At 65.2% G+C, this 13261-nt stretch carries 9 protein-coding genes and 1 pseudogene; 6 read left to right on the top strand and 4 right to left on the bottom strand.

The window, feature by feature from the left end; all coding sequences use genetic code 11:
- Positions 1-117: pseudogene (locus U1839_RS24610) on the top strand (IS5 family transposase); the annotation flags it as partial.
- A 99-nt stretch (positions 118-216) separates the two neighbouring features.
- Positions 217-1878, top strand: a complete 1662-nt coding sequence (locus tag U1839_RS24605) for an ATP-binding protein (protein ID WP_332806204.1) — start codon at positions 217-219, stop codon at positions 1876-1878.
- A 207-nt stretch (positions 1879-2085) separates the two neighbouring features.
- Here the strand turns inward: U1839_RS24605 and U1839_RS24600 are convergent, their stop codons facing one another.
- On the bottom strand, positions 2086-3555 hold the full coding sequence (locus U1839_RS24600) for a M23 family metallopeptidase (protein ID WP_332806203.1): 1470 nt from the start codon (positions 3553-3555) through the stop codon (positions 2086-2088).
- A gap of 210 nt (positions 3556-3765) precedes the next feature.
- Between U1839_RS24600 and U1839_RS24595 the strand changes: the two genes are divergently transcribed.
- The 4 genes from U1839_RS24595 to U1839_RS24580 all read left to right on the top strand — a co-directional run bounded on the left by U1839_RS24595 (position 3766) and on the right by U1839_RS24580 (position 7800).
- A complete protein-coding gene (locus U1839_RS24595) occupies positions 3766-6300 on the top strand; it encodes a helicase-related protein (protein WP_332806202.1) in 2535 nt (844 codons plus the stop codon).
- Positions 6293-6640, top strand: coding sequence for an RNA-binding S4 domain-containing protein (locus tag U1839_RS24590; RefSeq protein WP_332806201.1), 348 nt, complete (start codon positions 6293-6295; stop codon positions 6638-6640). Before U1839_RS24595 ends, U1839_RS24590 begins: the two co-directional genes overlap by 8 nt.
- A gap of 48 nt (positions 6641-6688) precedes the next feature.
- Complete coding sequence (fdxA, locus tag U1839_RS24585; protein WP_332806200.1) at positions 6689-7027, top strand: ferredoxin FdxA; 339 nt, start codon at positions 6689-6691, stop codon at positions 7025-7027.
- A 239-nt stretch (positions 7028-7266) separates the two neighbouring features.
- A complete protein-coding gene (locus tag U1839_RS24580) occupies positions 7267-7800 on the top strand; it encodes a CarD family transcriptional regulator (protein WP_281129470.1) in 534 nt (177 codons plus the stop codon).
- Positions 7801-7983: 183 nt separating this feature from the next.
- Here the strand turns inward: U1839_RS24580 and U1839_RS24575 are convergent, their stop codons facing one another.
- From U1839_RS24575 to U1839_RS24565, 3 genes are read right to left on the bottom strand one after another with little or no spacing between them, the layout of a single operon-like run.
- Positions 7984-10368, bottom strand: a complete 2385-nt coding sequence (locus tag U1839_RS24575; protein ID WP_332806199.1) for a hypothetical protein — start codon at positions 10366-10368, stop codon at positions 7984-7986.
- Positions 10365-11705 (bottom strand): NACHT domain-containing protein, encoded by a 1341-nt coding sequence (locus U1839_RS24570; protein ID WP_332806198.1) that lies wholly within the window; start codon positions 11703-11705, stop codon positions 10365-10367. Before U1839_RS24570 ends, U1839_RS24575 begins: the two co-directional genes overlap by 4 nt.
- A complete protein-coding gene (locus tag U1839_RS24565; protein ID WP_332806197.1) occupies positions 11702-12874 on the bottom strand; it encodes a Fic family protein in 1173 nt (390 codons plus the stop codon). The genes U1839_RS24570 and U1839_RS24565 overlap by 4 nt, the downstream gene beginning before the upstream one ends.
- Positions 12875-13261 lie beyond the last annotated feature (387 nt).

The raw sequence follows: 13261 nt of genomic DNA, 5'->3' as shown, positions 1-13261 counted from the left end.
CTCAAAAACGCCCGGCGGCTCGCCACCCGATATGACAAAACCGCCGATAGCTATCTCGGCTTCATCCACCTCGTCTCAATCCGGCTGTGGATGCGCCAATTTGTCAACGCCTCCTAGCGCCAACGATCCGCGGCCGGGCTTTGTCTACCGGTGGCACAAACCCAATCTTTACTTCTCCCGGGGCATAGCTGGTCGGTATTTTCAGGGGTTCGCCGCATGACCGAGATGTTGGGTAGCCACGCGTTCGACAAGGCTGCTCCGATCACCGCGCCGCTGCCGACCTCGGCAGGGATCGGCACCGTGTTCGAGATCTCCGGCTCGTCGAGCCAGGTGATGCTCGATCTGGCGGCGCTCGACGGCTATGCCGGCCATGCCGATCCGGTCGTCGCCAGCGCGGGCACGGTCGGCAGCCAGATCAAGATGCGCGTCGGCGCGACCTGGCTGATCGCCAATATCCGCTCGCTGCGCCTCGCCGCCGACGATGCCGGCAAGGTCGCGGCACAGCTCGATTTTCTCGGCGAAGGCGACGAGGAGAAGCTGACCGGCAAGCTCTATCATTTCCGCCGCGGCGTGACGCGCTACCCGACCCCCGGCGCGATCGTCTATCCGGTCAGCACCGCCGACCTGAAGCAGATCTACGCCGCCGACGATCGCGCGACGATCGAGATCGGCACGGTCTTCCCGACGCGCGACATCCGCGCCTCGCTCTATATCGATGCGATGCTCGGCAAGCATTTCGCACTGCTCGGCTCGACCGGTACCGGCAAGTCGACCAGCGCCGCGCTGATCCTGCACAAGATCTGCGAGCTGGCGCCGCAGGGCCATATCGTGATGGTCGATCCGCACGGCGAATATGCCGCCGCGTTCAAGAACAACGGCGCGATCTACGACGTCTCGAACCTGCAGATGCCCTATTGGCTGATGAATTTCGAGGAGCATTGCGAGGTGTTCATCAACACCTCGGGGTCGGAGCGGCAGATGGACGCCGACATCCTCGCCAAATGCCTGTTGATGGCGCGCGCCAAGGGGCGGCTGGGGCAGGAGATCGCCAAGCTCACGGTGGACGCGCCGATCCCCTATCTGCTGAGCGACCTGACCAATTTGATCCAGCTCGAAATGGGCAAGATGGATCGTGCCGGCGACACCGCGCCCTATCTCCGGCTCAAGACCAAGATCGACGAGATCAAGGCCGATCCGCGCTACAGCTTCATGTTCTCCGGCATGCTCGTCGCCGACACCATGTCCACCTTCATCAGCCAGGTGTTCCGCATGCCGGGCGACGGCAAGCCGATCTCGATCATCGACGTGTCGGGCGTGCCGTCCGAGATCACCTCGGTGGTGGTGGCGGTGCTGGCGCGGATGGTGTTCGATTTCGCGATCTGGTCGCGCAACGAGCCGCAGCGCCCGATCCTGCTCGTCTGCGAGGAGGCGCACCGCTACATCCCGAGCGAGAAGAATTCGGACTCCTCGTCGGTCGGCCGCATTCTCAGCCGCATCGCCAAGGAAGGCCGCAAATATGGCGTGTCGCTCGGGCTGATCACGCAGCGCCCATCGGATCTTGCCGAAGGCGTGCTGTCGCAGTGCGGCACGATCATCTCGATGCGCCTCAACAACGACCGCGACCAGGCGTTCGTCCGCGCGGCGATGCCCGAAGGCGCGCGCGGCTTCCTCGATTCGATCCCGGCGCTGCGCAACCGCGAATGCATCATCTGCGGCGAGGGTGTCGCGATCCCGATCCGCGTCGCGTTCGATCCGCTCGAGGAAAACAAGCGCCCGGCGTCGGACGACCCGATCTTCTCGCAGCTGTGGCGCGAGGTTGGTCAGGAAGACCAGATCATCAGCCGCACCGTACGCCGCTGGCGTTCACAGGGAAGGTAAACCGCTCTAAAATTCCTCCCCGGAACGGGGAGGGGGACCACGAAGTGGTGGAGGGGCTGGTCGGACGTGACCAAGCCAATCCCATCCAGCGTGGATTTGCCACGGTGGCAATCGAGAACCGAGATTTGAGGGCCCGCTTTCGCCCGACCAGCCCCTCCACCGCGCTGCGCGCGGTCCCCCTCCCCGTGCCGGGGAGGTATTAATCGGTCAGTGCGCGCCGGGCTTGATCGAGAGCAGCCAGGCGACCTTCGCCTTGAACTGGCGCAGCGCATCGCCCGACAGCTGGCTGACGCTCGAAAAGGACATGTTGCGCGGGTTGACCGAGATACCGTTCTTCCACACTTCCCAGTGCAGGTGCGGGCCGGTCGACATGCCGGTCGAACCGACATAACCGATCACCTCGCCCTGGCTGACATGCTGGCCGCCGCGCACCGCGATGCGGCTCATATGGCCATAGCCGGTGCCGATTCCCCCGGCCGAGGCGAGTTTGACGAAATTGCCGTACCCCGCGCTGCGCCCGGCGAACTGCACGACGCCGTCCATCGCGGCGTGGATCGGCGTGCCCCAGGGCGCACCGATGTCCATGCCCTTGTGCATGCGCATGAAGCCGAGCAGCGGGTGCATGCGCATGCCGAAGCCCGAGGTGATGTGCCCGGCCACGGGCATGCCCATCATGCCCTTGTGCTCGGTCTGGCCCGACGCCTCATACCATTGGCCGTCGTCCCATTTGACCAGCTGGGTCTTGCGATTGCCCTGCGTCACGCCGGCGAACAGCAGGTCGCCGAAGCGCACCTCGCCGGTCGCCGCGCGTTCCTGCGCCATGGTCAGCGTGAAGGTGGCGGCGGGGCCGACGTCGCGGCCGATATTGATATGCGCCGCCAGCGCCTTGATGAAACTCTCGACGATCTTGGGCGAGGCGCCCGATGCGCGGGCCGAACGATAGAGGCTCTGGCCGACCAGCCCCTCGAGCCGCAACGGCGTGCGGTCGATCGCGATCTCGTGGCGCGCGAGCGTCAGCGCGTTGCCGGTACGCGCCAGCGACAGCGCGAGGTCGAAGCGCGCGCGGAAGGTCAGTGCCTCGAGCGGGCGCGCGACGGTCTTGTCGGGGCGGCGGCCCAGCGTCACGTCGAGCCGCGTGCCGGGCTTGACGTCGCCCAGCGCGATCGCGCCGGCAATCATGCGCACCGCGCTGTCGGTATCGGTCTTCGACACGCCGGCGCGCTGCAGGACATTGGCGATCCCATCGCCCTGGCCGAGCGTCGCGACGAGCTCGACGCGCGGCCGCTCCGGCGCTTCGGACAGCGGCGCGACGAGGTCGGTCGCCGCCATGTGCCGGCCGGTATTCCCGCCCCAGGCGAGCGGGCCGATCGATTGTGCGCGTGCCTCTTCCCATTGCTGCCCGGCGAGCGGCACGGGCACGTCGCCGATGACGGTGCGGTTGAAGCCGGGCGACAACGCATAACCCAGGGCGCACAGCGCCGCGCAGGTCGCCGCCCCGCGCCACCAGGTCGGCGAGCCGATCTGCGCGCCAAGGTCGGGCGCCCAGTCGGTGCGTGCGATGAAGATGCGGACACGGTCGAGCGGCGAGAGCGTCGCGGCGGGCACGACCGCCCTGCCGAAAGACATCGTCGCCGTGCCGCCCGCCTGGTCCAGACCGTGATCATTGCGCTGGAACAAAGCTGCGCCGTCCCCAGAAAAAGCGCCGGTTGAAATCGCTCAGCCCCCCGGCGTTGAGGCAAAACTACTGTGTCGGTGATATCCTAAAGTCAAATTAACTGCTGTTCCGCAATGATACGGTCACGATGAGCCGGGGCGATCCTGCGACCGGGCGCGGGTTTCACCAAATCCGTTAACCAAATGATGCCCTTATGGGGTTTTTGTGCAAGCATGGTTGCGTCGCGCGCGTGGCGCGACGATGTTGCCCGTGTGACGCAATTTTCCGCCGTGACCGCCGTGCTCGGCCCGACCAACACCGGCAAGACCCATCTCGCGGTCGAGCGGCTGTGCGGCCATTCGAGCGGCATGATCGGTTTCCCGCTGCGGCTGCTGGCGCGCGAGGTCTATGACAAGGTCGTCGCGATCAAGGGCGCGCACCAGGTCGCGCTGATCACCGGCGAGGAAAAGATCGTGCCCGCAGGGGCGCGCTGGTTCCTGTGCACCGCCGAGAGCATGCCGCTGGAACGCGACCTGTCCTTTGTCGCGATCGACGAAGCACAACTGGGCGCAGACGCCGAGCGCGGCCATGTCTTCACCGATCGCCTGTTGCGCGCGCGCGGCCGCGACGAAACGATGATCCTCGGCTCGGAGACGCTCAGGCCGATGATCAAGGCACTGGTGCCCGAGGCCGAGATCATCGGCCGCCCGCGCTTCTCGAAGCTCACTTACGCCGGCGCGCGCAAGATCTCGCGCCTGCCCAAGCGCTCGGCGATCGTCGCCTTCTCGGCCGAGCAGGTCTATGCCGTGGCCGAGATGCTGCGCCGGTTGCGCGGCGGCGCGGCGGTGGTGATGGGCGCGCTCTCGCCGCGCACGCGCAACGCGCAGGTGGCGATGTTCCAGGCCGGCGAGGTCGATTATCTCGTCGCCACCGACGCGATCGGCATGGGGCTCAATCTCGACGTCTCGCACGTCGCCTTTGCCGCGCTCGACAAGTTCGACGGCCATCGCCAGCGCCGCCTGACCGTCGCCGAGATGGCGCAGATCGCCGGGCGCGCCGGGCGGCACCAGCGCGACGGCACCTTCGGCGCACTGGTCGAACAGGGGCCGGGCGCCTTCACGCCCGAGGAAGTGCTGGCGATCGAGGAGCATCGCTTCCCGCGGCTCGACTTTCTCTACTGGCGCGACGGCGAGCCCGAGCTCGGCAGCCTTGAGGATCTCGTCACCAGCCTCGAAATGCGGCCCGACCACCGCGCGCTGCGCGCCGCGCCCGAGGCGGTCGATCTCGCCGTGCTCAAGCGCCTCGCGCTGGAGGGCTGGGTGCGTGACCGCGCGCGCGATCCGGCGATCGTCGCGCGGCTCTGGGCGGCGTGCGGCCTGCCCGATTTCCGCAAAGTGGGGGTCGATCCGCATGCCCGCTTCGTCTCGCGGCTGTTCGGCTATCTCAGCGAGGGCAACGGCCATGTGCCGCATCGCTGGTTCGCCGATGAGGTCGCGCGGCTCGACCGGGTCGAGGGCGATGTCGACACGCTCGCCGGGCGCATCGCGGCGATCCGCAGCTGGGCCTATATCGCCAACCGCGCCGATTGGCTGGCCGAACCCGGCCACTGGGCGGAGCGCACGCGCGAGATCGAGACGCGGCTGTCCGACGCGCTGCACGCCGGGCTGACCCAGCGTTTCGTCGACAAGCGCACCACGGCGCTGCTGCGCGGGCTGGGCAAGGGCGCCGGGGCGCTGCCCGTGGTGATCGGCGCCGATGGCGAGGTCATCGTCGAGGATCATGAAATCGGGCGGCTTGACGGCTTCCGCTTCACGATCGCACCCGACGCGCGGCATGCCGATAAAAGGCTGCTGCTCGCGGCGGCGGAGAAGCGCCTCGGCACCGAGCGCGCGCGGCGCGGCGCGGAACTCGCTGCGGCGGCCGATACCGCGTTCGCGCTGGCCGGCGGCGACACGCCGATCGTGCTATGGGAAACCGTGCCCGTCGCGACGCTGGCGGCAGGGCCTTCGCTTGCAAGGCCGCGCGTGATTCTCGATCCGGCACTCGACTGTCTCGATCCTGCCGCGCGCGCGGCGGTGACCGCGCGGCTTGAGGCGTGGCTCGCGCAGCAACTCGCTCGGCATGTGCCGGTGCTCGTCGCGCTAGATGCGGCAACGCGCGATCCGGCGCTGACCGGGCAGTTGCGCGCCGTCGCGGGCGGGCTGCTCGCCGCCGGTGGCATCGCACCGCGCCGCCCGCTCGCCGCGATGGTCGACGCGCTCGATCCGCCCGCGCGCAAGCGGTTGCGCGCGATGGGCGTGACGATCGGCACGCTCGACCTGTTCGATGCCAGGCTGCTCAAGCCGGCGGCGGCGCGCTGGCGGCGGGCGCTGCTTGCCGCGCGTGATGGCGCGGTGGCCGGCGCGGCGCCCGAGGGCGCGACGGTGCTGCCGCGCGATCATCCCGGCGCGCAGCTGGCGCAGGGTTTCCGCCCGCTCGGCGCGCAGGCGGTGCGCGTCGATCTGGTCGAGCGCATGGCGCGCCTCGCGCATGACGCCCGCGCCGGGCGTAAGCCCTTCGCGCCCGATCCGGCGCTCGCCACCTCGATCGGCATGACGCCCGAGACGCTGGCGCGGCTGATGGCCGGGCTCGGCTTCCGCGCCGCGCGGCGCGAGGGCGATGGGCCGCGCTGGATCTGGCACGGCCTCACAAAGGCGGCCGCGGAAAAGCCCGCGCCGCGCGACAATGTCTTTGCAGCGCTCGCCGCGCTCGGATCGGCGCGTGGCTGACGGCGGTGACGGTATGGCCACGATGCGGCTCGACCGCTTCCTGTGGTTCGCGCGTTTTGCGAAGACGCGCTCGGCGGCGCAGGCGATGGCGGGCGACGGGCATCTCAGGATTACGGGAAGGCCCGCGACCAGCCGCCATGCCCCGGTGCGCGTCGGCGACATACTGACCTTCGTGCGCGGCCCTCATGTCCAGATCATCCGCATCGCGGTGCTGCCGCACCGTCGCGGCCCGGCCCCCGAGGCGCGCGCCTGCTATGTCGATCTGGCTATTGAGCCAAGTACTATTGAGAACGTCTCGCAGGAAACGGCGCCGGTTGACGACGCCGGGCGCCGCGCATAGCAGGAACCGTTCGCAGCCGGTTCGGTCCGGCCCAGGGGAGTTGTTAGAATGACCTACGTCGTCACCGATGCCTGCATCAAGTGCAAGTATATGGACTGCGTCGAGGTTTGTCCGGTCGACTGCTTCTACGAAGGCGAGAACATGCTGGTGATCAACCCCAGCGAGTGCATCGACTGCGGCGTGTGCGAGCCGGAATGCCCGGCCGAGGCGATCCTCCCCGACACCGAGAGCGGTCTCGAAAAGTGGCTCGAACTCAACAACACCTTCTCGGCGCAGTGGCCCAACGTCACCCGCAAGAACGACCAGACGCCGGCCGATGCCGACGAATTCAAGGGCAAGCCCGACAAGTTCGAGCTGTTCTCGCCCGAGCCCGGCCAGGGCGACTGATCCCGCGGCCCGTCGCGGCGTCGGTTTCCCGGCAAGGGACGCCGGCGCGACGCGCCGAATCGGCCGTGCTGGTAATTTTATTACGAACGTGCTAAGCACTGCGTGACGCAGGACGCGGACTCGCGCGTCCTCCGATCTGGAGATGTTCGTAATCAACCCCGCCGCCGCGCTCGAGCAGCACCATGCTGCACTAGACGCGGTTCTCCGCGGCGGGTCAGTTCACGGAAAGGTTTGACGGAATGGCTGCCAAGGCGCTGTCCTTCGACGTTGGTGATTATGTTGTCTACCCAAAGCACGGTGTCGGCCGTGTTATCGAACTGCAACGGCAGGAGATCGCCGGCATGCAGCTGGAGCTCTATGTGCTGCGCTTCGAAAAGGAGCGGATGACGCTCCGCGTCCCGACCAACAAGGCGGAAAGCGTCGGCATGCGCAAGCTGTCGTCGGACAAGACGCTGCGTGAGGCGCTCGACACGCTGACCGGCAAGCCCCGCGTCAAGCGCACCATGTGGTCGCGCCGCGCGCAGGAATATGAAGCGAAGATCAATTCGGGCGACCTCGTGTCGATCGCCGAAGTGGTGCGCGACCTGTTCCGTGCCGAGGACCAGCCCGAGCAGAGCTATTCGGAACGGCAGATCTTCGAAGCGGCGACCAGCCGCCTCGCGCGCGAACTCGCCGCGATGGAGCAGGTCGACGAGCCGACCGCACAGCTCAAGATCCTCGACATCCTGCGCGCCGCCGCAGCGATCCACAACAAGGACAAGGTGCCGGCCTGACGCTGGCGCCTTCGTTCGACGCGAAAGGGGCGGTCCGTGAGGGCTGCCCTTTTTGTTTTGGGGGTGGTTGGGTAGATGGGTTTTCCGTTCGCCCGCAATCGAGTGGGCAAGTCGGGCCGTAAGCAATATGCCGCTCTACCCTGAAATGACGGGTCGCGCTTGATCAGGCGCGAAATATTACGACTACGCGACGCCGCCCTGTGAGGCCTTAGCAAAATCGCGCACGTGTTCGGTCGACCACAGGGGCTCGTCGGCGTCCTGCGTCGCGCGCTGGCGCGCGCGCACCGCCATCCACCTACGATATTTAGGCTCGGGGTGGTCCTGTTCCAGCGCCCTCATCGCCGCATAGGCGTCCGGTCCCGGAGCCTCGGCTAGCATGTTGAACAGCGTGTCGCGCGCGTCCTGCGCATTGTCGCGAGTTGTCGGCGAATAAGCTCCCTTGCCGAGGCGATCGATATCCTCGGCGACGCGGATGTACCTGTGCATTAGCACATAGAGCGCCTTCAGATGCTCGGCGGTCCGGTAGGCGCCGGTACGCACGCCGGTACCGTGGCGATCGCCGAGAAGAGCGACGATGAACTGCTGAGCGAAGCGCGATCCTTCGACCGGCGATAGTTTGTCAAGATGCGCCTCTAGCACCGGAATGGCGGCGGAAGGGGCGGCATCGACCCACAACGCGAACCAGCGCGGTCGCTGCTGGTCCAACGTCGTCCCTTGCGCCTTGTCGGCTGCGAGTTCGGCCAGCACCTCGGGCGCGGTACCACTGCCAGCGAGGATGTTGAGACAGTAGCGCAGCGCCTCCGTATTGGGCACTTCATGCGCACTGAGCCAATCGAGGATGGGCGGGGCAACCTCGGCGTGCAGCCACGGCGCGTGGTAAAGGATGTCGTGCAATATATAGTGGAGCGGCTGCTCACCGAGGCTGTGCGCCAGTTCCCAACCAAGCTCTGTGGTAACTGCCTCGCGGCCGATCTTTGGAAACGCCCGATAAAGCGGCTCGAACCAATCGGGAAAACCGTTCAACTCCCAGGTTATATAGCGAAAGGCGAGCCGCGCCTCTTCCGGCGTCAGACGTCGTGCGAAGGCACTGTCCTCCATGGCTTCAATCGCGAGCCCGGTCATCGCGAAGATTAACGAATAGGGCGTCGAACCGCTGTCGCCGCCCTCCGATCGCAACGTCGGTCGATATGCACGCCAATGCGCAATAGCCGCGTCACGAAATGCACGCGCCACCGCTTCGCCAAACTCGGGGATCAGCGCGCGCCAGTTAGCGCCATCCTCGCGACTGGTCGACGCACCGGTGCGCATCACGCTGTTTAGCAGATGATATTGATCGCTACTGAAATCTCCCGAGTTTAACCCGGCGGGGTGCAGCACGCGATCGGGGTTAGCCTGGAGCGCGCGCACCCAATCGGCCCGGTCCTTCTTTTCCTTGCGGTCTCGGGCGTCGTTCTTCCGCTTCCAGCGGCGATGCTCCGCGTCCATCTTTTCCATCGCCGGGTTGGGTTTGGGATCGATTCGAGTCTCGAGAAAGTCAGACAGCGCCGTGTCATTTGCGGCGGCTGCGCGCAGCGGCGCCAGCCATGCGGACGGCCGGTCGGCTTGGGCATAGAGTTGGAGGCAGCGCGAGAGTGCGATAAAACGATCGTCACCGCTCTTCTCGGTCACCCAGCCAAGGCACCGCTCGAAATCCTCGGGGCCGAATTCCCAGAAGTGACCGACATAGGCCATCTGCCAATCGTCGCGCAGAACCTCGCCCTTGGCCTCCCGCTGGGCGCGGCAAACCGCGACGCTGGTCCAATAGAGCAGATCGTTTAGTTCGCGCCATCGAGGTAGATTCTGCGCAAGCGAGGTCTTGTACTCGCCGATGTCCCCGCTGCGCCAGAAGCGGAGCGCGGGTGTGTTCCGCAGAACCGCGAGTGCGGACGGCTGCAGCGCCGTGGTCGAGCGCGCGGCAACAAGGCGATCGACGGCATGCAATGCCGCCGGCATCAGCCAAGCGAATTCCTCGGAAACATGGCACTCGCCGCGATCGACGAATGGCCCGCGTTCAAGAAACCCGTTGAAGCCATCGACGAGCCGTCCAAGCGGGTGCTCGTCGGCCGCGTCGGCCATGACCGGCAACCGGCTTATAAACTTGTGCAGCGCGTAGCCGAGCCCGGTGGAATTGTAACGCTCATGCGGTGCCACATGGTCAAGCGTCCGCAACACCAACTCGACCCCGGCCAGGGTAAGTGGCGCCCATTCGAGCAGTTCAGCGAACACCGCGCGATCGAGCAGCGTAGGATCGCTCGCGATCGCTTCCCAGAGCTGGTCTTTGAGCGCCGCGTCGCCGACCGACATCACGCCCCGGATGGCGGCGACCCGCGCATATTTTCGGCGGGTCGTATCGACTGCGATGTGGAGCAGCAGCGGCGCGCACGACGTCATCTCGCCCTGCCAGACGAGCCGCCCGATGAAGAACACTACATCGTCGTTTGACCGATATTTCTCAAGTAAGGTCAGTGCATCGTTGGCGAGGTCGGGCGTAGCGATGCGTTCGATCGCGCTATTGTCCATGAGGGTCATCCGTCTGTTCCCGTCGCGATACGCTCGACGATATCGCGCAGCATCAGTTTGCGGATTTCGAGAGGCAGTCGGGATGGATCGCCCCCTTCGCTTGCGATTTCCGGGGCCAAGGTAAGCGCCTTGTCGCGCACCACGTCGTCGAGCAAGATCAGCCAAGTCAATGTCGGGCGCGTGCGCGGAACGATCACGTGCTCGCCGTAGCGTTCGCGGAAGAACAGATCTTCGACCCGTGCTCGCCCGCCGGGACGATGGAGCAAGTCATTCGCCCATTCCGCGCTGAGCAGTTCGCGGATATCTCGGTGGCGGAAGCGCACGCTGGTATAGACGATGTCGTCGAACAAGCCGGTGCGCAGCAATGCGTCGATCTCGCCGTCGCTCCAACCTACCAGCAATTCTCGTGGGTCGATCCTGTCGGGGCTGTGAACCCCGTCGGGTAAGCAGATCGTCGCCTTGCCGGTCATCATCACGGCGCCGGCGAGCGCGCGCGCGCCGTCGCGCATTTTTTCCGCATTGTGGCGGATGGGCGCGGTAGTCGCCGAGAGCGGCGCAAGCTGGAGCGCGATCATACGCTGCAGAACCTCGAAGCGACTGCCGAGCTTGTGGTCGGCGATCCAGACCCGGATTAACGCTTTCAGATCGAAAGGCCGTTCGGCCAGCACGAGCAGATTGGCCCGCTTCACGGCATCGATGAACGCGGCGACATCGCTCACGCCATAATGGCCGGCAAATAGCCCTATCTCGTCTTCGCTCAGCCCGGCGAGACGAAAAAGCTTGAGCGTCGGGTCGCTGTCGCGACTGCTATCGTCGTCTGCTTCGGCCGGACTCGGCTCGCCGTACGGCAGATGCTGTTCGATGAGGGTCTGATCGGGTAGCGCCCGCCACGCGTCCTCGCGGCTGGTGATGAATATCCGTGCCCTTTCGAGCGCCGCATGGCAGCGAATGCCGAAGATGCGAACCGCATCCTCCAGCGCGCGCGGCGTCTCCAGCTGGGCCTCATCAACGGAATCGAGGAAGAACCAGGCTTCCTCGGTTGAGGCAAGCCAGCTTAAGAATTCCGCCGCGGTGCCGACTTCAAACGCCTGCTCGAAATTGCCGTCTATCTTCTCGATCCGGATGAAAAAGGCGTGTCGGCCGCGCTCCTTGATTCGCCGCGCGCGGGTCTGCGCTTCGAACGTCTTGCCGGCACCCGGATCGGCGATGATCAGGACGCGAAACGCGTTCTCGATCTCATGCCAGCGCTGCGATTTACCTGTCGCAGCCGTAAGGAAATCCCACTCAGCCGCGCGGGACGACATCGGTACGAAGCGTCGGATCAGCTCGACGACCTTGTCAGTCATGGGCGTGATCCTGCGTTGGCCGGATATAGATTGGGAAACCAGCGCTCAGCGACGTCGGCGGGAAAGGCGAGCCTGAGCGCCGCACGGTGGGTCGGCGCCGTCAGCACGCCCCGTTCAACCAGGCTCGCCGTTACGTTGCGCGCGCCACGCTCTTCGTAACCGGTAAGCGATGGGATCTTGGAGCGCTCAACCTCCCCGTTCATCACCGCCTCGCGCATCACTGCGAAACTACCGCGGAGCAGGCGCTTGGCGCGAACTTCCTCCTCGACATGAATTTCCATCCGCATCAGCAACGTCGCCGGTTCAAGCAGGCCGCTCATGAAGCGGATCTGGTCCACCGATCGATCCAGGAAGAATTTGCAAAATTCGATTAGACCCCGCTGGGTGAGATTGCCGCGACCGTCGCGATCGCTTTCGCGCGGACCATCGGCCTGCGCCAGCAGCGCCTTGTACCGCTCCTCGTCGCGCGCAAGCCCACGCGCTACCGACCATAAGCTGGTGCCGATACCGAGGCGCTTGAAGAGAGCGTGCGACATCAGCCGCGCCACTCGGCCGTTCCCGTCCAGGAACGGGTGAATCCACAACAACCGGTGATGCACGGCGCCCACTGTCTGAATTTGGCGGGTCTTGCTGAGCGGAGGAGACCCGTAAGCCGTATCGAAGCGCGCCATGAAGCGGGCAATCTCTTCATGCGGGGGCGGGACGTGACGCCCCACTTGCACATCGCGCTTGCGCCACGCACCTGGCACAATCTCGAGGCGTTCGCCGGTCTTGTAGTCGGTGACGAATAGCATCGCCGGTGGAAGTCGCGAACAAAATTCCTCGTGCAACCAGGAGGCATACGCTGCCGAGGCTGGCCAAGCATCGGGGTCGCGGCCGGTATCGATCAGTTGTTGAACATGAATATGCGCCACCGCTTCTTTCTGTAGATCGCGCTTTTTAGGCTCGGACGAAAAATCGTTGGCAAGGGCGCGATCAATATCTTGCGGATGGGTGTAGTGGCCTTCGATAAGGTTCGAATAGTAGCAGTTCATCGATCGCACTAGATTGCCGATCGAATCCCGGAGGGTCGGATGGATGCGGCCGGCGAGTTGGTTCGCTTCGGCGACTAACGGTAAAATGTCATCATCGAGGAGGCGCGAGGCCTCCTCGGGGACCATGGGCTCCATGATGCTCGTGTCCATACTATCTTTTACCGGATTTAATGCCGGATTAGAAGGAATTTTATCTGTTATAATTCAATATCATAAACTTATCAAACTCCCAACTTAAGCCGGTTATTGTGCCGGTTTCGCTGCCGGTTTCACTGGCGGTTGTAAGCGTTGATTGAATCGCAGCTGCCACCCGCGTGGCTTTGAGGTCAACAGTGCCCTGTATTTGTCGCACCCAATCCGCTGCGGAAAATGACGCGAGGTGGGGCAGGTCTTTGTTGCTGCTACGAGATCGGCAATCGTCCTTGATCGAACGACAGTGTCCGGCATCTCAATTGCCAGCGTCGAACGACCGGGTTGGGTGCGGCTCTCCTTACAACAACATCCCTCATCGCTCCCCACCCC

Origin of the sequence: Parasphingomonas halimpatiens (genome assembly GCF_036663795.1) — a bacterium.
Taxonomy (GTDB): Bacteria; Pseudomonadota; Alphaproteobacteria; order Sphingomonadales; family Sphingomonadaceae; genus Sphingomonas.
Note: the sequence above shows the minus strand (reverse complement) of the source record. Positions and strands in the feature narration are given on the sequence as shown.